This is a genomic window from Roseibium sp. AWQ4_254 (assembly GCF_056161025.1).
In genome coordinates, this window is sequence record NZ_JBSWYH010000017.1 from 28,905 (window position 1) to 49,065 (window position 20,161).

At 58.7% G+C, this 20,161-nt stretch carries 17 protein-coding genes; 13 read left to right on the plus strand and 4 right to left on the minus strand.

What is annotated here, in order from left to right; translation table 11 throughout:
- The first annotated feature begins 262 nt into the window (after nt 1-262).
- Nucleotides 263-1,429, plus strand: coding sequence for a glycine cleavage T C-terminal barrel domain-containing protein (locus ACXAIC_RS14200; protein ID WP_475180232.1), 1,167 nt, complete (start codon nt 263-265; stop codon nt 1,427-1,429).
- Between the two features lie 189 nt (nt 1,430-1,618).
- Here ACXAIC_RS14200 and typA read toward each other — a convergent pair whose 3' ends face one another.
- Nucleotides 1,619-3,442 carry a translational GTPase TypA gene (gene typA / locus ACXAIC_RS14205; RefSeq protein ID WP_475180233.1) on the minus strand — a complete coding sequence of 608 codons (1,824 nt, stop codon included), beginning with the start codon at nt 3,440-3,442 and terminating at the stop codon, nt 1,619-1,621.
- A 200-nt stretch (nt 3,443-3,642) separates the two neighbouring features.
- Between typA and ACXAIC_RS14210 the strand changes: the two genes are divergently transcribed.
- The 4 genes from ACXAIC_RS14210 (at nt 3,643) to folK (ending at nt 6,808) form a co-directional block, all read left to right on the plus strand.
- Entirely contained in the window at nt 3,643-4,104 is a 462-nt protein-coding gene (locus tag ACXAIC_RS14210; protein ID WP_475180238.1) for a MarR family winged helix-turn-helix transcriptional regulator, read from the plus strand.
- Nucleotides 4,101-5,312: a multidrug effflux MFS transporter gene (locus tag ACXAIC_RS14215; protein WP_475180242.1), complete on the plus strand. Its 1,212-nt coding sequence runs from the start codon at nt 4,101-4,103 to the stop codon at nt 5,310-5,312. The genes ACXAIC_RS14210 and ACXAIC_RS14215 overlap by 4 nt, the downstream gene beginning before the upstream one ends.
- Nucleotides 5,313-5,430: 118 nt before the next feature.
- Entirely contained in the window at nt 5,431-6,249 is an 819-nt protein-coding gene (gene folP / locus ACXAIC_RS14220) for a dihydropteroate synthase (protein WP_475180245.1), read from the plus strand.
- 1 nt (nt 6,250) lies between these two features.
- Nucleotides 6,251-6,808 (plus strand): 2-amino-4-hydroxy-6-hydroxymethyldihydropteridine diphosphokinase, encoded by a 558-nt coding sequence (folK, locus tag ACXAIC_RS14225; RefSeq protein WP_475180247.1) that lies wholly within the window; start codon nt 6,251-6,253, stop codon nt 6,806-6,808.
- On the opposite strand, the gene ACXAIC_RS14230 is transcribed toward folK, so the two are convergent.
- The gene (locus ACXAIC_RS14230; RefSeq protein WP_475180250.1) at nt 6,739-7,476 is read right to left on the minus strand and encodes a hypothetical protein; all 738 of its coding nucleotides are present in this window, start codon (nt 7,474-7,476) and stop codon (nt 6,739-6,741) included. The genes folK and ACXAIC_RS14230 overlap by 70 nt on opposite strands.
- 10 nt (nt 7,477-7,486) lie before the next feature.
- Entirely contained in the window at nt 7,487-8,707 is a 1,221-nt protein-coding gene (locus ACXAIC_RS14235; RefSeq protein WP_475180254.1) for an argininosuccinate synthase, read from the minus strand.
- Between the two features lie 265 nt (nt 8,708-8,972).
- On the opposite strand from ACXAIC_RS14235, the gene ACXAIC_RS14240 reads away from it, so the two are divergent.
- From ACXAIC_RS14240 to ACXAIC_RS14250, 3 genes are read left to right on the plus strand one after another with little or no spacing between them, the layout of a single operon-like run.
- Nucleotides 8,973-9,383, plus strand: a complete 411-nt coding sequence (locus ACXAIC_RS14240) for a DUF3302 domain-containing protein (protein WP_475180258.1) — start codon at nt 8,973-8,975, stop codon at nt 9,381-9,383.
- Nucleotides 9,380-10,531, plus strand: coding sequence for an HlyD family secretion protein (locus ACXAIC_RS14245; protein WP_475180260.1), 1,152 nt, complete (start codon nt 9,380-9,382; stop codon nt 10,529-10,531). The genes ACXAIC_RS14240 and ACXAIC_RS14245 overlap by 4 nt, the downstream gene beginning before the upstream one ends.
- Before the next feature lie 46 nt (nt 10,532-10,577).
- Nucleotides 10,578-12,098: an efflux transporter outer membrane subunit gene (locus ACXAIC_RS14250; RefSeq protein WP_475180263.1), complete on the plus strand. Its 1,521-nt coding sequence runs from the start codon at nt 10,578-10,580 to the stop codon at nt 12,096-12,098.
- A gap of 102 nt (nt 12,099-12,200) precedes the next feature.
- On the opposite strand, the gene ACXAIC_RS14255 is transcribed toward ACXAIC_RS14250, so the two are convergent.
- A complete protein-coding gene (locus tag ACXAIC_RS14255) occupies nt 12,201-12,791 on the minus strand; it encodes a TetR/AcrR family transcriptional regulator (RefSeq protein WP_475180267.1) in 591 nt (196 codons plus the stop codon).
- A gap of 168 nt (nt 12,792-12,959) precedes the next feature.
- On the opposite strand from ACXAIC_RS14255, the gene ACXAIC_RS14260 reads away from it, so the two are divergent.
- From ACXAIC_RS14260 to ACXAIC_RS14280, 5 genes are all read left to right on the plus strand, one after another.
- On the plus strand, nt 12,960-13,421 hold the full coding sequence (locus ACXAIC_RS14260; RefSeq protein ID WP_475180270.1) for a (2Fe-2S)-binding protein: 462 nt from the start codon (nt 12,960-12,962) through the stop codon (nt 13,419-13,421).
- A gap of 3 nt (nt 13,422-13,424) precedes the next feature.
- Nucleotides 13,425-15,614: a xanthine dehydrogenase family protein molybdopterin-binding subunit gene (locus tag ACXAIC_RS14265; protein WP_475180273.1), complete on the plus strand. Its 2,190-nt coding sequence runs from the start codon at nt 13,425-13,427 to the stop codon at nt 15,612-15,614.
- Nucleotides 15,615-15,969: 355 nt separating this feature from the next.
- On the plus strand, nt 15,970-16,260 hold the full coding sequence (locus ACXAIC_RS14270; RefSeq protein ID WP_475180277.1) for an XRE family transcriptional regulator: 291 nt from the start codon (nt 15,970-15,972) through the stop codon (nt 16,258-16,260).
- A 93-nt stretch (nt 16,261-16,353) separates the two neighbouring features.
- Nucleotides 16,354-19,455 carry an HsdM family class I SAM-dependent methyltransferase gene (locus ACXAIC_RS14275; protein WP_475180280.1) on the plus strand — a complete coding sequence of 1,034 codons (3,102 nt, stop codon included), beginning with the start codon at nt 16,354-16,356 and terminating at the stop codon, nt 19,453-19,455.
- Nucleotides 19,442-20,080 (plus strand): hypothetical protein, encoded by a 639-nt coding sequence (locus ACXAIC_RS14280; protein ID WP_475180283.1) that lies wholly within the window; start codon nt 19,442-19,444, stop codon nt 20,078-20,080. Before ACXAIC_RS14275 ends, ACXAIC_RS14280 begins: the two co-directional genes overlap by 14 nt.
- Nucleotides 20,081-20,161: the final 81 nt, after the last annotated feature.

Consider the following 20,161-nt stretch of genomic DNA (forward strand, 5'->3'; position numbering starts at 1 on the left):
TGCGTTGAGCACAAATGAGTGCGGTGCGGACAAAACTGCCATCCGTCTTCCTCAAGACTGGTGTCGGTTTCGCTCGATATTGCGTCGTTCCAGACACACACAGAAAGGGGTTTGGGCCGCAGTTTAAGCATGATGCAATAGGACTATGCGCGTGGCCTGAACCCCTCAGGCGGGGCGGCGTATCCCAAGGGTCAAACGACGTGCCAAAACCAAGGGGCACGATGACGTATCACTCGGACATGGTAGGGTCCACACGATGTTAATGTCGCAGACCGTCACCCCGCAGCGCTTCGGCTTCGGCACGCAGATCCGAAAGTCGCCCTTTTTCGACGCCACGGTGCGTTGGGGGGCCAAAGCTTTTTCCGTCTATAATCACATGTACATCCCGCGCGATTTCGGCGATCCGGAGCAGAACTTCTGGAACCTCGTTAACAGCGCGATCCTTTGCGATGTTGCTGTCGAGCGGCAGGTTGAGATTGCCGGCCCAGATGCCATGCGCTTTGCCCAATTGCTAACGCCGCGCGACCTGTCGACAATGGCGGTGGGCCAGTGCAAGTACGTCCTGATGACGAACGCACAAGGGGGGATCCTCAACGACCCGGTTGCCTTGCGGCTGGCCGAGGATCGTTTCTGGCTTTCGCTCGCGGACAGCGACATCCTTCTCTGGGCTCAGGGGGTGGCAGTGCATTCAGGTCTGGATGTGACGATTCGCGAACCCGACGTTTCACCACTACAGCTACAAGGACCGCAATCGGGACGTATCATGCAGGCGCTATTCGGCGACGATATCCTAGATTTGCGATATTTCTGGCTGCGTGAGCTGGATCTCGACGGTATCTCGCTGGTCGTGTCACGAACCGGCTGGTCCAGCGAGTTGGGCTACGAAATCTATCTTCAAGACAGCTCCCGTGGCGATGAATTGTGGGAAAAAATCATGGCTGCGGGTCTGCCTTTCGGTTTGCAGCCGGGCCATACCTCGACCATTCGGCGGATCGAGGCGGGAATGCTCTCCTACCACGCAGACATGGACGCGCACACCAACCCCTATGAACTCGGCCTGGGTCGGCTGGTTAACGTGGACATCGAGTCGGACTTCATTGGCAAAGCTGCGCTGCGCCGGATTCGCGATGAAGGTATCGCGCGAAAACAGGTAGGATTGGTCCTGAACTGCTCACCGCTGCCTGGTCCGAATACTGTTTTTTGGCGGGTCGAGAAAGCCAACGCCGCCATAGGAAGGGTGACCTCGGCGGTGTATTCCCCGCGCCTGAACAAGAACATCGCGCTTGCGATGATTGCGGCCGAGGACGCGGTGCTTGGTGATACGGTCATCGTTGACGTGGACGGGAACGGGGTCGAGGCCGTAATCGTTGACCGCCCCTTCTACGATCCAAAGAAGGCACTTGCGACTGGTGCGTCTCAGGCCATTTGACCGACACCCCTGGGCAAATTCTCCCGGAACCCCTTGTATCAAGCGCAGTTGCTCATGACCTATTTGATGAGGCTGGTAAAATCGTCCCGCCTCATCCAAAGCCGTCCCGGCGCGTCGCCCCGCCAAAAGCAAAAAAGCCCGGGACACGGCCCGGGCCTTTCAGATCGTTTCAAGCAAAACCTGCCGCGTTTAGGCGGTTTCCTTGTTGGCGGCGCGTTCGGCGCGTTTGCGGGCGTGCGGGTCGAGTTCGGCCTTGCGCAGGCGGATGCTGTCCGGGGTCACTTCCACCAGCTCGTCATCGGCAATGTAGGACAGCGCGGCTTCCAGGGTCAGCTTGATCGGTGTGGTCAGCTTGACTGCGTCGTCCTTGCCCGCCGAGCGGATGTTGGTGAGCTGCTTGCCCTTCAGCACGTTGACTTCCAGGTCGTTGCCGCGTGTGTGCTCGCCCACGATCATGCCCGGATAGACCTTCGTGCCGGGGTCGATCATCATCGGCCCCCGGTCTTCCAGGTTGAAGAGGGCATAGGCCACAGCCTCACCCGTGCCGTTGGACAGGAGCACGCCGGTGTGGCGGCCGGTGATCGGGCCTTTATAGGGCTCGTAGCCGTGGAACAGGCGGTTGAAGATGGCCGTGCCGCGCGTATCGGACAGGAGCTCGGCCTGATAACCGATCAGCCCCCGGGTCGGCGCGTGGAACACAAGGCGTGTGCGTCCGCCACCGGAGGGTTTCATTTCCAGAAGATCGGCCTTGCGCTCCTGAAGCTTCTGCACGACCACGCCGGAATGTTCCTCATCCACATCGATGATGACCTCTTCCACCGGCTCCAGGCGGCTGCCCGCCTCGTCGAACTGGTAGACCACACGCGGGCGGCCGACGCCCAGCTCAAAGCCTTCGCGGCGCATGTTCTCAATCAGGATGGCCAGCAGCAATTCGCCCCGGCCGGAGACGATGAAGGCATCCGGCTCGTCGGTGTCTTCCACCTTCAGGGCCACATTGCCTTCCGCTTCCTTCAGCAACCGCTCGCGGATGACGCGGGACTGGACCTTGGAGCCTTCGGTGCCGGCCAGTGGGCTGTCATTGACCCGGAAGGTCATTGAGAGGGTCGGCGGATCAATCGGCTGGGCCTGCAGCGGCGTGTCCACGGCCGGAGAGCACAGGGTGTCAGCCACGGTGGCCTTGGTCATGCCGGCAATAGCGACAATGTCGCCAGCCTCGCCCTGCTCGATCGGCTGGCGCTCCAGGCCGCGGAAGGCGAGGATTTTCGAGACCCGGCCGGTTTCCACCTGGGAACCGTCCCGGGCTAGGGCCTTTAGTGGCATGTTGGGCAGGGCGGTGCCGGAGACAACCCGGCCGGTCAGGATGCGGCCCAGGAACGGGTCGGATTCAATGGTGGTGGCAAGCATGCGGAATTCTCCCGGCTCGGCTTCCGGCGGGGCCACCTTGTCGAGGACCATGTCGAACAGCGGGTCCATATTGTCCTGCGGGCCGTCGGTTTCCAGCGCCATCCATTCCTGTTTGGCAGAGCCGTAAAGCACCGGGAAGTCCAGCTGCTCCTCGTTGGCGTCAAGCGCTGCAAAGAGGTCGAAGACCTCGTCCAGCACCTCGTCGGCGCGCTGTTCGGGCTTGTCGATCTTGTTGATGGCGACAATCGGCTTCAGGCCCAGTTTCAGCGCCTTGCCGAGCACGAATTTGGTCTGCGGCATCGGGCCTTCGGCCGCGTCCACCAGCAGGATCACGCCGTCCACCATGTGCAGGATACGTTCCACCTCGCCGCCGAAATCGGCGTGGCCCGGAGTGTCGACGATGTTGATGCGGGTGTCTTTCCAGACCAGCGAAGTGACCTTCGCCAGAATGGTGATGCCGCGCTCGCGCTCGATATCGTTGGAATCCATCATGCGTTCTTCGGTGCGCTGGTTGTCGCGGAACGCGCCGGACTGTTTCAGCAGAACGTCGATCAGGGTCGTTTTGCCATGGTCAACGTGCGCGATGATGGCAATATTGCGAAGGTTCATATGTGGCTCCAAAAGACAGAGCGGGCCCGACCAGGGACCCGCAACACGTCTGGATTAAGAAAATCAGCCTCGGCGCAGCCGCCGAATTCGGCGCCTTTATACGTGGATCGGGCAAATTGTGCAATGCGGTGTCAAGAGTAACATTGACAGACCGGGGGCAGGCTCCTAGTTCGTAAGGATACCTTATGAATGGGGCACCCATGAACATTGCTTATCCCAATGTGAGCGTCACGATGCTGGTCGTGGATCTGGCACGGCTGCTGCGGCGCCGGTTTGAGGCCGCGCTCACAGAGGTGGAAACGGGGTTGACGGTGGGCGAAGCGCGCACGCTGGCTTATGTCTGGTGGCATCCTGGCCTGCGTCAGGCGGCCCTGGCCGACCTGATGTATGTGGAGCCGATGACCCTGGTCGGCTATCTGGATTCCCTGGAAAAAGCCGGGCTGGTGACACGGCGGGCCGACCCGAAAGACAAGCGGGCCAAGCTGGTGGACGTGACACGGGAAGCCGACCCGCTGCTGGAACGCATCAGCGCTGCGCTGCAAGCCGTGCGCGCGCAGGCCCTGGAAGATATGCCGGACGCCGACCGGTCCCAACTGGAAAGCCTTCTGCAGGACATGAAGGACAATCTTTTGGCCGAGGCGGACAAGGGCAAGCGCAAATGAAACTTTGCCCTGATCAGATGAGTGCCCGGCGCACCTCTGTTCTGGGCGCTGGATTGGTGGCCATCGGTCCGGTGTCGATGGCGCTCTATACCCCGGCCATGCCAGCACTGGTGCAGGCGTTCGGCACCACAGAGCCCGCCGTCAAGCTGACTTTGACCGCCTATTTCGCCGGATTTGCCCTGGCCCAGCTGGTTTGCGGGCCCTTGTCCGATGCATTCGGGCGCAAGCCGGTCACACTGCTGTTCCTGCTGCTTTATCTGGTGTCCAGCTGTCTGGCGGCCTTTGCTCCGACGGTTGAATTCATGGTGTTGGCCCGCGCGCTTCAGGGCATCGGGGCGGCGGTCGGCATTTCTGTTTCCCGGGCGATTGTGCGGGACCAGTTCACCGGGCAGGCCTCCGCCCGGATCATGAACGCCATTGCCATGATGCTGGCGCTCGGCCCTGCTATCTCGCCGACCATTGGCGGGGTCGTTCTGGAGCTTTTCGGCTGGCGTGAAATCTTCTGGTGCATGGTCGTTTACGGCATCGTTCTGATGGTTTCGGTGATGTTCTTTCAGGTGGAAACCAATGCCCGGCCCGGACTGCATCATCTTAATCCGGGCCAGCTTGCACGCAATTATCTGACCCTCTTGAAGGACCCGCGCTTTCTGGCGCGGAGCCTGCTGATCGGCTGCGGTCTTGGCAGTCTTTATGCGCTGGCTGCCGTTCTGCCCTTTGTGCTGATCTATGAGGTTGGCCTGACCCCGTCCCAGTTCGGCCTGACCATGATGATCCAGTCCGGCTCGTTTATGGCCGGAACCATGGTGACCGGGCGGCTGTTGCGCTTTTACGAGGCTCACCGGCTGGTGCCCTTCGGCATGGGGCTGTGGATTGTCTCTTCCTCGCTCATGTGTTTCCTGACGCTCACCCAGGAGCCCGGTATTGCAACGGTGATGGGGCCGGTGGCCCTGTTTGTCTTTGCCCTGGCGCTTGTGCTGCCAGCCTGTTTCACCGATTCCATGGCGCCCTTCCCCCATATTGCCGGGGCCGCGGCCGCCATGGTCGGCTTTCTGCAGTTTGGCGGCGGCATTGTCGCCAGCCTGATCGTGGCCTGGATGGGCAATCCGCTGCTGGGACTTGCCACCGTGCTGCCGCTGATGCCAATCGCCGGAATGGTCCTCTATCTCTTCTTCCGCAGCCAGAGCGCCCGCATGGCCGCCGCCGAATAGGCCGGTACAGACCCCAGGGCCGCTTTCTTCTGACGTGCAGATGGCCTTCGCGGACCGCTCCGCTTGACCGGGCGGCGGCAACAGGGCATCTGTCCCTCTTCAATTGAAAGGGACCTGAATGGCGAAAGCCCCTGACTATATCCTGCCGGGGACCCGGGCGCATGTGATGGGCATCTTGAATGTCACCCCGGATTCCTTTTCAGATGGCGGGCAGCATGACGGCAAGACGGCAGCGCTTGCGCATGCACGGGCCATGATCGCGCAAAAGGCCGACATTCTGGATGTGGGCGGGGAAAGCACGCGCCCCGGCTCGGTGCCTGTGGCGCTGGAGGAAGAATGGCGGCGTCTGGCTCCGGTTCTGGAGCCGGTCTGCGACCTGGGGGTGCCGGTCTCCATCGACACCTACAAGGCCGAGATCGCCCGGCGTGCCTGTGCGGCCGGGGCGGTGATCGTCAATGATGTCTGGGGCCTGCAGCGCGACCCGGCTATGGCCGATGTGGTGGCAGAGGCCGGTGTTCATGTGGTGATGATGCACAATCGGGAGACTGCGGATGAAAGCCTTGATATCCTGAGTGATATTGACCGCTTCTTTGAAACCTCTCTCAACCTTGCACAAAAGGCCGGAATTGCCGCGCACAAGCAGATCCTTGATCCGGGCTTTGGCTTCGGCAAGACCATTGACCAGAATTTTCTTGTGCTCAACCGGTTCGGCACTCTGCAAAAACATGGCTTTCCGTTGCTTGCCGGGGCCTCACGCAAACGCATGGTCGGCGCGGTGTTGAACGCGGAGATGGAAGACCGGCTGTACGGCTCCCTGGCCGTTCACATGGCCGCGATCCAGAACGGGGCCGGGATCGTGCGGGTGCATGATGTTGGTCCGCATGCCGATTGCGTGCGTATGCTGCAAGCCATTCACCTTGAAAGATCTTCTGCCTGACATGACCTCCACTTCGACTGCTCCCCTTGAAGCGCCGACCCGCTGTGCCCTCGGCCTTGGCTCCAATCTCGGCGATCCGGTGCACAATCTTCAAGCGGCCCTGGGCCTTCTGGAGGCCACGGACGGGCTGGAGCTGGTGGCCTGTTCCTCCAACTACCGGACCCCGCCCTGGGGACCGGTGCCGCAGGATGATTTTGTCAATATCTGCGTGATTGTTGATACGGTGCTGAGCCCGCGCGCGCTTCTGGAGCGCTGCCTTGCGGTGGAACAGGAGCTGGGCCGGGTGCGGGATGTGCGCTGGGGCCCACGCATCATCGACGTGGATGTCCTGATCTGCGGCATGCAGCGGGTGCAGGAGCCGGATTTGGAAGTGCCCCACCCGCGCATGGCCGACCGGGCCTTCGTGCTGATCCCGCTCGCCGAAATCTGGCCCGATGCCCCCCTTGCCGACGGCCGCACCGCCGCAGAGGCTCTGGAAACCTGCCCGGATCAGGAAGGGGTGGTGAGGTTCTCCGGGCCGTTGACGGTTGACCGCAAGCCTAAAAAGCTTTCCATGTGAAAGCGGGCATTGGCGGAAGCCGGCTTATGGCCCGTTCCAAAGGGGCAGGCGTGTCGGGCACCGCAGCCGGACCAGCAGGCCGCCTCGGGGGTCCTGTGCAAATGGGTCTGGCAGGCGGCAACGTCATAGCCGTTTTGTTCTGAAATCGCACTGACCGGGCAAGCGCTCAGACAGGGCTTGTCATGACAGGCCGTGCAGGGGCCGTTTTTCCCGCTGGAAGCCGATGGGCCTGTTTCAGGCAGAAAGGGCTCCGGGCTCAGAAACGCGGCTCGGAAGCCCGCCCAGGGGCCGAAGTCTTCGTGGACCAAGACACCAAGCGGGCTTTGGGAAAAGCCACCGCATTTCAGCGCCCATTGCTGAAACGGGCAATAGGGCGGCCCTTCGAAGGGAAAGGCAGCTTCGTAACCGCAGGTTTCGGCAAGGCCCTGAAGGCAGCGCCGGGTGTAACGGTCGAGCGGGTCCGGCTGGCCGCTCCTGTATTCCGGACTTGCCGTCAGGTGCGGCCAGATCGAGGGACCGGTGCTGCCGATCAGGAAAAGGCTTCGGGGCTCCTTGCCACCTGAAAGCAAGGGGACGGAGTCAGCTCCGTCCAGGGCAAAACCGCCGAGCAACAAAAACCCGGCGGCAGCAAGGTCCTGTTCGAGCTTTGCTGCCACTGGGCGTGTCATTTCAGGGGTCTCAGCTGAGCCGGTTGCGCTTGGCCAGGGTCCGCAGGCGCAGGGCGTTCAGCTTGATGAAGCCCGCAGCGTCCTTCTGGTCATAGGCGCCCTGGTCGTCCTCGAACGTAACGAGTTCTTCCGAATAGAGCGAATAGGGTGAGGCCCGGCCGGCGACAATCACGTTGCCCTTGTAGAGTTTTAGGGTCACGGTGCCGGTGACATGCTCCTGGCTGTGGTCGATCAGGGCCTGCAGCATTTCACGCTCAGGCGAGAACCAGAGACCGTTATAGATCAGCTCCGCATAGCGGGGCATCAGCTCGTCCTTCAGGTGGGCGGCCCCCCGGTCCAGGGTGATGGATTCGATGGCCCGGTGCGCGGATAGAAGGATCGTGCCGCCCGGGGTCTCGTAAATGCCGCGGCTCTTCATGCCAACGAACCGGTTTTCCACCAGATCCAGCCGGCCAATGCCATTGTCACGGCCATAGTCATTCAGCTTGGCAAAGAGTGTGGCCGGGGACATTTTTTCGCCGTTCAGGGACACCGCGTCGCCTTTTTCAAAGCCGATCTCGATCTCGGTGACCGCATCCGGAGCTTCGGTCGGGTCAACCGTGCGCTGGAACACGTAGTTCGGGGCTTCTTCGGCCGGGTCTTCCAGAACCTTGCCCTCGGAGGAGGAGTGCAGCAGGTTCGCATCAACGGAGAACGGGGCTTCGCCGAGCTTGTCCTTGGGCACCGGAATCTGGTGCTTTTCGGCAAAGTCGAGAAGGTCTGTGCGCGACTTGAAGGACCAGTCGCGCCAGGGGGCGATGACCTTGATATCCGGGTTCAGCGCATAGGCGGAGAGTTCGAACCGGACCTGGTCGTTGCCCTTGCCGGTGGCGCCATGGGCAATGGCGTCGGCGCCGGTTTCCTCGGCAATCTCGATCAGGCGCTTGGAAATGAGCGGGCGGGCAATGGACGTGCCGAGCAGATAGACCCCCTCATAGACCGCGTTGGCGCGGAACATCGGGAAGACGAAGTCACGGATGAACTCTTCGCGCAGGTCATCAATGAAAATTTCCTTGATGCCAAGCATCTCGGCTTTGCTGCGGGCCGGTTCCAGTTCTTCGCCCTGTCCGAGATCGGCCGTGAAGGTGACGACCTCGCAGTCGAGATCGGTCTGCAGCCATTTCAAAATGATGGATGTGTCGAGGCCGCCGGAATAGGCCAGCACGACTTTTTTGATGTCTCCAAGCGCCATCTTAGGGAAGGTCCAGTTCGAGGTTGTCGGCGGGTTGACCGCACTGTTGAAATTTTGCGGCAATTTAGCCGTTTCTTTGCGCTGCGCAAGCCCCACAATCTCGTTGAGGACCAGTCAGAAAGCGACCCTCTGGCGTGCAAAAGATGCGGTCAGCACGTTCGCTGAGGGCCGTTTCGGTTGACCTTCTGCCGGTGAACCATGTTAACACTACGTAAGAACAAGGTGTGTCCGGCTCACATTCTGTGACGCTTGGATTGGGGGTGGAATGGATCTGATCGACTTCCAGCTCGATAGATATGACTACGCAACGTTTGTCGTGCTGCTTCTGGGCGTAATTGCTTTCTTTTACGCCATGATCACACTGGGTGGCCTGCCTGGAAAGCTGGCGGAAAAGCGCAATCACCCCCATGCAGATTCGGTAAAGCTTGGCGGCTGGATCGGTCTCTTTACAGTCTTTCCCTGGATACATGCCCTGATCTGGGCCTATCACGACAGCCTGACCGTGGATGTGCGCAAGCTGCCTGGAAAGGGGGCTGAGGCGGGGCCTCAGAGTGCTGAAGCGGCTGCGGATGCGGACGGGGTACTGCAGTCACCGGTTCCAACCGCAGAGGCGCCGGGCCCGGTTGAAGCGCCGGAAGTCGCCGGGTCAGGTCCGAAGGACGGGGCAGCCTCATGACCGTCGCGTTGCTGATTCTGGCCTTTTACGCGCTGTTCATGTGGCTGGTTTTCTACAAGTTCCGCTGGCTGAAATTTAACATCGCCTGGGGCGTGGTCACGTTCTGGGTGGGGTTTCATGTCCTGTTTCTGCTGGTGGTGTTCCTGCGCTTTTATACGCCCTACACGATTGACGGGCATGTGATCCGCCAGACGGTCCAGATCGCCCCGCGCCTGCCGCATCCGACCCTGCTCACTGAGGTCTATGTGGCGCAGAACCAGAAGGTGAAAAAAGGCGACAAACTCTATCAGTTCGATACGGCGCTCTATGCTGCGCAACTGGCCGAGGCCCAGGCCAATCTGGCCAGCGCCCGCCAGAACGCGCTCATCCTGAACGAAGATGTTGCGCTGGCCCGGGACACACTGACTGAGGCGCAGGCCAATGAGGCCTTTGCGCAGGAGCAGGTCAAACGCTACACCAACCTGGTGCCAAAGGGTGGAGCAAAGCAGGAAACGCTTGATAAATGGACCTCCCAGCTGACTGCGGACACGGCGCAGGTGGCAGAAGCGCAAGCCGATTTGAAGAAGGCCCAGCTTGCGGTTGAGGCGACGTTTGACGGGGTCAATGCTCAGGTTGCAGCCGCCCAGGCCCAGGTGGATCAGGCGCAGTACTATCTGGACCAGACCACGGTCTATGCCCCCGAAGACGGGGTGATTATCAGCCAGCAGGCCCGGCCCGGTCTGGTGGTCGGCGGTTTCCGGATCGGGGCCATTGCGGCCTTCGTGGCGGATGCGGACCCCTATTTTCTGGCGACTTTCTATCAGGAGCATCTGAAATTCGTTAAGCCGGACCAGCCGGTGGAAGTGGCTCTGGACATTTATCCCGGCCAGATTTTCACCGGCAAGGTGAAGGCCATCTGGGAAGGCACGGGCCAGGGACAGATCGTGCCCCATGGACGTGTGCCGGAGTTCTTGTTCATGAGCCCCCAGGGGCGGTTCGCCGTCGAAATTGTTCTGGATGAGGATCCTGCCTTGAAACGCTATCCGGCGGGCGCCCATGGGGCTGCGGCGATCTATACCGGAGGTGGTGGAGGCTGGGTCGCGGTGCTGCGGCGCATGAACATGCGGCTTTACACCTGGGTCAATTTCATTGTGCCGTTTGATGTTTAGGGGCTGGGCGCAAATGGGGCGGCTGACACAAACAGGACAAAAGCTCGTGGTTGGCGCAGGCCTGCTGCTGGGCGGTTGCATGGTCGGGCCTGATTTTGAGCGCCCGGAAGCGCCCCGCCTGGACAGCTGGAGCGCGGGCACGGATCTGCCAGTCGACAGCCGCACCGGGTTCACCACCCGGAGCGCTGTGTCTGTGCCCTGGTGGCATGTGTTCGCAGATGACACGTTAAACGGCCTGATTGCCGAGGCCTACCGGCAGAATGTGGAGCTGCAGGCGGCCGGGGTGCGGGTCTATCAGGCCCGGGCGCAGCTCGGCATTGCCCGAGGCGAGCTCTTTCCCCAGGTGCAGGAGATCAATGGAGGCTCCAGGAGCATCCGCTTCAGCGCCAAGGACCCGTTCATCCGCGATCTGGAGCGGGTTGGCCTGGTCAATGATCACATCACCCGGGTCTCTACCGGCTTTGACGCGGCCTGGGAACTGGATGTCTGGGGCAAGATCCGCCGGGATGTGCAATCGGCCGATGCCAATTTGAAGGCGATGCTGGCCTCCTATGACGATGCCCTTGTCACTCTGACGGGCGACATTGCGGCGACCTATGTGACCGTGCGGGAATTGCAGCGCCTGATCGTGGCAGCCCGGCGGAATGCGGCGCTTCAGAAAAAGTCTCTCGAGATCACCCGGCTGAGGCTCGAAAACGGCACGGCGGCCAAGCTGGATGTGGACGAGGCAGAGGTGCTCTATAACAGCACTCTGGCCAGTATTCCCGGCTATCAGGCCGAGCTGGCACAGGCGTATAATGCGCTCAGCCTGTTGTTGAGCGTTCCTCCGGGCCGGATGAAGGCCCGGCTGGGCCCGTCCGGCCGGTATCCGAAGGTTCCGGCGGAGGTGGCGATCGGGGTGCCGGCCGATCTCCTGCGCCGGCGGCCGGATATCCGCTATGCGGAATATGTGGCGGCGGCGCAATCGGCTCAGATCGGTGTCGCCAAGGCGGATCTGTTTCCCGCTTTCTCGATTTCCGGTGCCATCGGGGTGCGGGCGGATGATTTTTCCAACCTGTTCAACAACGGCACCACAGCGGGGTTTATCAATCCGGGGTTTTCCTGGAACTTCCTGAATTACGGGCGCATCCAGAACAATGTGCGGGTGCAGGACGCCAAGTTTCAGGAAGCCTTGCTCAGCTACAAGAACACGGTGCTCAGCGCCTATTCGGAAGTTGAAAATGCGTTGACCGCGTTTTTGCGGTCCAAGCAGCAGGCGGTCTATCTGCGCCGTGCCGTGACAGCGGCCCGCAGCTCCGTTTCGGAGGTTGCGGCCCAATATGAGGACGGCACCGCTGCCTATAACCGGGTCGTGGATGCCCAGAAGAACCTGCTTACCGCTGAAGAGCGCCTGATTGCGGCCGAGGCGAATGTGCTGACCAACCTGATCGCGGTCTATAAGGGGATCGGCGGGGGCTGGGTGCCGGACAATGTTGAGGGCCTGATTTCGGAAGACACCCGCCGCCAGATGGCAGAGCGCACCCGCTGGGGCCAGCTTCTGGAAAAGACACCGGACGGGTCGGGGTAATACCGACCGCAATAAACAGGCTCCAAACACGGCCTCTGGCGGCGGGCGTCTACATCATCAGGCCCGGGTAGGGGGGGCGCCGGAAGGTGTCACTCTGGAGGCTCAAGCGCCGTATCGGGCCAAAAACAAATCCACGCTCTCTTCAATGATTTTGCCCACCTCGTTCCGGCCGGGCACGCGGGCGGCGTAGATATTCGGAAAGAAGGCGCGGGATTTTATCAGGCCCAGAAACTGCTCGGCGGCAACAGACGGGTCTCCGGCGGTCAGTTTGCCTTCCCGGGTCGCCTTGCCGATGATGTCTGCAAAGACGCTCAGTTTCGTCATGCGCGTATTCAGGTCGGCGGCCAGATCCGGGTCGCGGATGGTTTCGCTCAGGACCATGCGGGCAAGGCTCATGAAAGAGGGGGTGACCATCAGCTCGCCTTCCGCCCAGCCAAGGCGCACCAGCGCCTCGCGGATGGGAAGCGCGGGATCATAGGACAGCTCCAGCGCCTGGTTCACTTGATCGGCGAGCGACTGGCTGATCGCCCGGAACAAGGCGTCCTTGCTGTCGAAGTGGTTGTAGACTGTGCGTTTGGAGACATGGGCCCGCTCGGAAATCCGGTCCATACTGGCGCCTGCATAGCCCTTTTCCTGAAATTCCGCGATGGCCGCGTCAATGATCTGCTGTTTCTTCTGGTCGGATAAGGACATGTCCTGCGCGCGTCAGCTCCTTTGCATCTCTTGCCGCTCCGCTCTTTCTTCCCAAAAAAAGTACTCTATGTAAACTGAAGCGTTTACAAAAAGAAATCCGCGCAATAAACTGCACGGTGTAGTTTACATTCTTCAGCCAGTGAGAGCCAGCCAGGGGAGGAACCTTGCATGTCAGTGACACTCAAGATCAACGGGCAAACGCGGACGCTTGAAGCCGATCCGGACAGCCCGCTTTTGTGGGCCTTGCGCGACGAACTCAAGATGACCGGAACGAAATTCGGCTGCGGCATTGCCATGTGCGGTGCCTGCACCGTTCACTGGGACGGCGTGCCGGTGCGGTCCTGCCAGACCTTTGTCGGCGATCTGGACGGGGCCGAGATCACCACCATTGAAGGTCTTGATGGGGTTGCGGCTGCCGCTGTTCAGGACGCGTGGACCGAGCTGGATGTGCCCCAGTGCGGCTATTGCCAGTCCGGCCAGATCCTGGCCGCCGCCGCTCTTTTGAGCGAAACGCCCAAGCCAAGCGACGAGGATATCGACGCGGCCATGGACGGCAATGTCTGCCGCTGCGCCACCTATGCCCGTATCCGCAAGGCCATTCACCTGGCCGCCGACAAGATGGAGGGCTGACCCATGCTGCATCATCTGACACAGCCGTTGCAGACGGCCCAGCCAAGCCGCCGCTCCTTTTTGAAGCTCACCGCCGGAACCGCCGGGGGGCTGGTGCTGGCTCTTTCCCTGCCTCGCGGCGCCGAAGCCTCCGCAGACGCCGGGGAGTTTGTTCAGCCCTTTGTTCACATCAGCCCGGACAACAAGGTGATTGTGCTTTCCAAACATCTGGACAAGGGCCAGGGCACGGCCAGTGGTCTTGCAACCCTGGTCGCGGATGAGCTTGATGCGTCCTGGGATCAGGTGTCGGTCGAGTTCGCCCCGTCCAATCCCAAACTCTATGCCAATACGCTGTTTGGAGTTCAGGGCACCGGCGGGTCGACCGCCATGGCCAATTCCTTCCTGCAATACCGCCAGGCAGGAGCCGCCGCCAAAACCATGCTTGTGGCCGCTGCCGCCGCAGACTGGGGCGTGCCTGCAGGCGGCATCACCGTGTCCAAGGGCGTTGTCAGCCATCCGTCCGGACAGTCCGCCAGCCTCGGAGAGCTTGCCTCTCTGGCCGCCCGGCAGCCGGTCCCGGCAGATCCGGTTCTCAAAACCCCGGATCAATGGGTTTATATCGGCAAGTCATTCCCGCGTCTGGATGTGAAGAACAAGACGGTCGGTGCGCCCGGCACCTACACGATGGACTTCCAGCGCGATGGCCTGCTCGTGGCAACGGTGGCCCGGGCGCCCCGCTTCGGCGGCAAGGTCAAATCCTTTGACGCCAAAGAGGCCATGGCCGTGCCCGGTGTGGTCAATGTGCTGGAAATCCCGACCGGCGTGGCCGTGATCGCCACCTCCACCTGGCCGGCCATCAAGGCCCGGGATCTTCTGGAAATTGAATGGGATGACAGCGCGGCGGAAACCCGGTCCAGCGACGCGATGATGGGTGAGCTGAAGGAGATGACGGCCCGGCCCGGCATTCCCGTGCGCGAAGATGGCGATGTGGACGCAGCCCTTGCGGCCTCGAACCGGGTGATTGAAGCCGATTTTGAGTTTCCCTTCCTGGCCCATGGGGCGATGGAGCCACTCGATGCGGCGATCCTGTTTGACGGAGAGACGGCAGAGTTTTGGCTCGGTTCGCAGATCCAGACCATCGATCACAATGTGGCGGCCACCGTGCTCGGTATTCCCTTTGAAAAGGTGTCGATCAACACGCTGTGGGCGGGCGGCTCTTTTGGCCGCCGGGCGCAGCAGGACAGCCATCCGGTGGCCGAAGCCGCGTTCCTGGCCAAGGCCATGCTGGCAGACGGCATGGACCCTGCGCCGGTCAAGATTGTCTGGACCCGGGAGGATGATATGAGCGGGGGCTATTACCGGCCCATGTCCGCGCACAAGGTCAAGGTGGGGCTGGATGCGGAGAACAATGTCACCGCTTTCAAATACACCATTGCGGCCAAATCCATCATCAAGGGCTCGGCCTTTGAGGCGATGCTGATGAAGGATGGCGTCGATCACAACATGACCGAAGGCGCCCATGACACGACCTATGCCTTCCCGCTCATGAACATGGATCAGGCCTTTCAGGAAACGGCCGTGCCGGTCTTGTGGTGGCGGTCCGTGGGGCACACCCACACGGCCTATGTGATGGAAACCATGATGGACCGTCTGGCCAGGGAAGCGGGCAAGGACCCGGTGGCCTACCGGCTGGAGATGATCAAGGACGATCCGCGCAAGGCCGCCGTTTTGAAACTGGCGGCCGAAAAGGCGGGCTGGGACAAACCCCTGCCTGAAGGCCGTTACCGGGGTGTTGCCGCCCACAAGTCCTTCGGGTCCTATGTGGCGGAGGTTGCGGAAATCTCCTTTCGCGATGACGGCACGATCAAGGTGGAGAAGGTCGTGGCAGCTGTTGACTGCGGCATTCCGGTGAACCCGGACAATATCCGCGCCCAGGTGGAAGGCGGTATCGGCTATGGCCTTGGGGCCATCCTGCGCAATCAGGTGACGCTTGTGGACGGGGTGGTGGAGGAGACCAATTTCGACACCTATGAGCCGATCCGCATGTCCGGCATGCCGGAGGTCGAGGTGCATATCGTTGCTTCAAGCGAAGCGCCGACGGGCATAGGCGAGCCGGGCACACCGCCGATCGGACCGGCGGTCGCCAACGCGATTGCAGCCGCCAAGGACGAGTGGGTCACCAGCCTGCCGCTGACAAAGGCCGGTCTGGTCTGATCCCGTCTGACCGGCAAAAAAGAAAAGGCCGCCTTTCAGGCCAGCCCCTATCTTGAGTGCGGTTTCAAGTAAACCGGCTCTCGCCTCCCTTCAAAAGGCGAGAGCCGTGGCCCGGGGCAGCCGTTCTTTTGCCGTGCAGGTTTCGGCTCACCCGATGAGCAAAGTCGGCATTGACGCGGCGGGCGAAGAGTTGCTTCCGGCCCTTTGCAGTCGTTGATGCTCAGACTGTATGCGGCATTGCGGCGCTGCAAAGCGGACGTCCATGTGACGGCTCCCCACCCATGACACCGCGTGTACATAGTTGCAGCCTCACTATTTTATGTGTAGAACACATAAAATAGTGAGCATTCACGCAGTGACCTACGATGATTTCATTGTTGAACTAAATAAAGCCGGGCTTACCGTTCGGCGCTTTGCGGACCTTTTGGAAATGCAACCCAACTCCATTTCAAACTATAAGAAGAAGGGGGATGTTCCCGACCACCTCGCAGTTATTGCTGGTCTTCTAGCAGAGTTATCGCTTCATAATATCGATTTTGAACCAATTTTTTCTCGCCTCGAGCCAAGTAGGAAGAAACCGCGCGGCGCTGCAAAGCCTGGTAAGTTTGCAGGTGACCCTCAAGGGGTATTGGAGTTGGGCGAATGAACGTTTTCAACCAAATTCCGAAGCAAATGTTCTTTATTTGTTCCAGATTCCGTTCTAAGTTCTCAGGCCATGTAGATGCGAAGGGAACGGCTGATGGCTGATGGGTTGACGCCAGAATGGAGGATGGCTCTATCCCTTGATCGTCGTTCCTCTCCTGAATTTTACACGTCGACCGAAAAGGTCGTTCCTGGTCCTCATGCACCTGCGATCAGCTTTGCACTGGATGAACTCGGCCTCTCTGCCGTTTTTTGCATTGAGGGCGTCCCGACGATTGGGTTTCTGAGCCAAACTGAAGCAGATCTGTCCAGAATTGACGAATTGCATCGTATCCTTTGGAACCAAGGACTTATGAGCTTGCTTCTCGTCCTCAGAGAAGAGGAACTTGTTGCATATTCTTTGGTTCAACGGCCTTTCCAGCGTGAAGAGGGGCAGATGAAGGATCCTCGGCTTGTTAAGACGCTTTCGCTCATTACCGATGCAGTAGCGCTTCGCGGGCTAATTGATTCCACAGAGTCAGGCAGGTTTTGGTTCGAGAACGATGAATTCTTCGAACCCGATGATCGTGTCGATAGTGTTTTGCTGGCCAATCTTCTGGAAGCATTTCGCGACCTGCGCCAAGACCTGGGTGGTGACGGGGCTCAAGCACTGTTGATGCAGACGATGTTCATCGCGTACCTTGAGGATCGTCAAGTAATCAAAGAAGATGTTTTCCAAAAATCTTCAAATGATGCCTGTTCATCGCTCGCCAACATGTTGGAAGCGGATACTTCAGAGTATTTCGAAACACTATTCACATGGCTGAATGATGCCTTTAATGGCAATGTATTTAACGCCCCATGCGCCTTCGAAGCTGGGGATGAGTTGCCGCCGAAGCTATCTTCTTCGCATTTGAAGGTTCTTGCTCGCTTTCGCCACGGTCGCGAAGAAATGGCTTCCGGCCAGCTCCGGTTGTGGGGCTACGATTTTCGATATATGTCCATCGGGCTCATCAGCGCTGTTTACGACCGCTTTCTGAAAGAAGAAGCTGACAAAAAGAGCGCAGATGGCGCTTTCTATACACCGATGTTCCTAGCGGATGTCGCGGTAAATCAGCTTTGGGACGAACTCTCTGAAAACCAGCGTAACAGCGGTATCTTTTGCGACCCGGCTTGTGGTTCAGGCATTTTTCTTGTGCGGTTGTTCCAGCGTCTCGTAGCCTACCATTGCCGGATTAATGACAAACAGCACGCAAGTTGGGACGAGTTGCAGGTTATGGCACGCCGCCTTCACGGCGCTGACATCAACCCCTCGGCTGTCCGGGTGGCGGCTTTCTCCTTGTATATCGCGCTTTTGGAATTATCCAATCCGCCCGACCTACCTGCCCTGATCGAAGCAGGTAAACTCCTACCTTCGCTTTATGGAGATACACTTCTTCCCGCCTCCGATTTTTTTACCAACGAAGACACTCAAATATTTGATGCAATCATTGGCAATCCCCCTTGGAAAGGGCGAAGCGGGCAGGTCACGACTGCACAAAATTGGGCAAATCTGCATGGGCATCCAGATCCGGCAAAGGATATTGCTTGGAGCTTCGTTTGGAAGGCCCTGGAAGTTGTAAAACCAGATGGTTTCGTCGCATTTTTGCTACCCGCAATGGGCACTTTGCACAACACTTCGTCAGAAGCTCTCAAAGCCAGACGAAAACTCTTAGAGCAAACAAAGGTAAAGCGGATCATCAATCTTTCAGATTTGTGCTTTCAATTGTTTGATGGCGCACAACGCCCAACGGCATTTGTGCTGTACGCTCCAGGAAGTAATGACCAAATACCTTATCGCTTCGAGTATTGGGTGCCGAAAGCCGATTTGAATTTGCGCCTCAAGCGCCTGATGACGCTTTCTCGCTCAGATCGGATCAGATTCCGATCTGATAGGGTTAGTGAGGACCCTACACTGTTCAAGCGACGTTTGTGGACACGCGGGCCGGAAGAAAAACTTCTTCAATACCTGCGCACTGTATCACCTTTGAGCGACTTGGTTTCTGAAAACTCGGAAATCAAAAGGTCCAAGCGTGCGATAAACCGCGAGACCGATTGGATAATCGGACAGGGTTTCCAACCTACATACCCAGACCGTGTGGCTGAAGGAAAATACACACCTAAAGTGTCCGATACGATCACGCTGTATCCTCACTTGGATAAGAGTGCGTTTAGAACGATCGCCATTCCAACTCATGCAGGAGATCCGTGGCCTACAGCAGAAGTTAGACGTACTGGCTTCGAAGAAGGCTTTGTAGGTCCCCACATTCTTATCCCCCAGGGGGTTGAGCGTTCAACCGGACGAGTGCGTGCCGCCTACTCAGAGCAAGACCTAACCTTTCGAGATTCCATTCAAGCTATCGCTTTTCCTTGGTCAGAAAAGCGGCTTGCCAAAATCCTCACAGCGACGCTTAACAGTAGTCTTGCAGCGTGGATCTATTTTCACGATACCGCGAATTTAGGTGCAGAACGGGCCAAAGTTCATCAAAGCGAATTGCTCAAACTACCATTCGCTGCTCCTGAAAGCATGCCAGATCCAATCAGAGCAAATGCTGTTGCAGATAAGATTGTTCAGTTGGTGGACCGGGAAATTACAGAAGCCAACCAACTTTTGACGATTCAAGGCGATCCGCTAGCTGAAATTGATCAGTTGGTGTTTGAATACTACGGCCTCGATGGGCAAGACATAGCGCTGATTGAAGACACATTCCAATACATCATTCCAGCAATGCAACCACGACGAAATGCTGGAATGCAAATGATTTGGGCCAATAGTCAATCAGACCATCGTGCGTCTTACACATCTATGTTGTGCGATGCGCTTAAACCATATTTTCAGCAGCCAATAGGCGCTTCACTAGCAGCAATGTCTAGCGACATCGCCGTCATGAAATTGACGATCAATTCTGAAGTCCGTGGTTATTACGAAAGCTCCGTACCAGAGTTCTCGTATTTCATTGATTCAATTAAGGAAAACTTACCCGTGCAGCTGCCTGGTAATGTTCAAGCCATGCCGGATTTCCGTTTCGTAGTCGGTACCGATATGTATCTCGTGAAACCCTTGCAGCTTCGGCATTGGTTACGATCAGCCGCACTGGCCGACGCAGAACAAATTGCAGCAGATTTCAGTATTGCTCTAGCGCGTCATTCTGCGGAAGGAGTTGTACATGCTGGAAGGTAACTTGGAAGGTTGGCTGCCACATTTTCAAAGCTTAGAGCAAAAAGTTTCGGACGCTGTAGAGGTTGCTTGGCCAAAATGTGTCGCGCCTCTTTTGTCTTTGAAAAACGATATGACGCTTGAAGATCGAATTACCGATCACCTCGTGCAGTCCTTAATTCGCACAAGATCCTTGCCAGGTCGTCTCGTGAGCCAGTACGTCCTGCTGGTTGAGGATGATAGTGGCAATGTCTCACTATCAAGCAAGATCGACTTTGCCCTGACAGTCGGCGACGATGAAGATGTTTATTTGGCTTGCGAGTGTAAGCGATTGAACGTGCCTTACGGGAAAGGCACCAAGGGGCTTTTCGGCGAGTATGTTGAAGAAGGTCTAATGCGTTTCGTAAGTGGCCAGTACTCAAATGGGCTGCCTGTTGCAATGATGCTAGGCTATGTGATGGACGGAAGAGTAGATCACGCACGCAGTGGTATCGCACGTGCTATGAACGCTCGCAGTTCGTCAATTCGATTGAATTCCGAAAGAGATGTTTCGGTGGCAAAAGGGAAACCTCCTCGGTTTTACACCAATCACACCAGTGTCCCCGGGCATGAAATCGAAGTGGGTCATTCACTTTTGGCATGGCCTTAGGTCATCATCAATCGCGATTGGTATGAATGTCGCGTTTTCTTACTCAAAGGTTGTCTTTGGCGCATACAGAAAACGTCCGCT

Bases quoted from the DNA above. Each gene is read 5' to 3' on its own strand.
- ACXAIC_RS14275 (WP_475180280.1), top strand. From the start codon at position 16,354: ATGGCTGATGGGTTGACGCCAGAATGGAGGATGGCTCTATCCCTTGAT.
- ACXAIC_RS14265 (WP_475180273.1), top strand. From the start codon at position 13,425: ATGCTGCATCATCTGACACAGCCGTTGCAGACGGCCCAGCCAAGCCGC.
- folP (WP_475180245.1), top strand. From the start codon at position 5,431: ATGGCGAAAGCCCCTGACTATATCCTGCCGGGGACCCGGGCGCATGTG.
- ACXAIC_RS14230 (WP_475180250.1), bottom strand. From the start codon at position 7,476: ATGACACGCCCAGTGGCAGCAAAGCTCGAACAGGACCTTGCTGCCGCC.
- ACXAIC_RS14215 (WP_475180242.1), top strand. From the start codon at position 4,101: ATGAAACTTTGCCCTGATCAGATGAGTGCCCGGCGCACCTCTGTTCTG.
- ACXAIC_RS14260 (WP_475180270.1), top strand. From the start codon at position 12,960: ATGTCAGTGACACTCAAGATCAACGGGCAAACGCGGACGCTTGAAGCC.
- ACXAIC_RS14235 (WP_475180254.1), bottom strand. From the start codon at position 8,707: ATGGCGCTTGGAGACATCAAAAAAGTCGTGCTGGCCTATTCCGGCGGC.
- ACXAIC_RS14280 (WP_475180283.1), top strand. From the start codon at position 19,442: ATGCTGGAAGGTAACTTGGAAGGTTGGCTGCCACATTTTCAAAGCTTA.
- typA (WP_475180233.1), bottom strand. From the start codon at position 3,442: ATGAACCTTCGCAATATTGCCATCATCGCGCACGTTGACCATGGCAAA.
- ACXAIC_RS14240 (WP_475180258.1), top strand. From the start codon at position 8,973: ATGGATCTGATCGACTTCCAGCTCGATAGATATGACTACGCAACGTTT.
- ACXAIC_RS14200 (WP_475180232.1), top strand. From the start codon at position 263: ATGTCGCAGACCGTCACCCCGCAGCGCTTCGGCTTCGGCACGCAGATC.
- ACXAIC_RS14255 (WP_475180267.1), bottom strand. From the start codon at position 12,791: ATGTCCTTATCCGACCAGAAGAAACAGCAGATCATTGACGCGGCCATC.
- ACXAIC_RS14210 (WP_475180238.1), top strand. From the start codon at position 3,643: ATGAACATTGCTTATCCCAATGTGAGCGTCACGATGCTGGTCGTGGAT.
- ACXAIC_RS14245 (WP_475180260.1), top strand. From the start codon at position 9,380: ATGACCGTCGCGTTGCTGATTCTGGCCTTTTACGCGCTGTTCATGTGG.
- folK (WP_475180247.1), top strand. From the start codon at position 6,251: ATGACCTCCACTTCGACTGCTCCCCTTGAAGCGCCGACCCGCTGTGCC.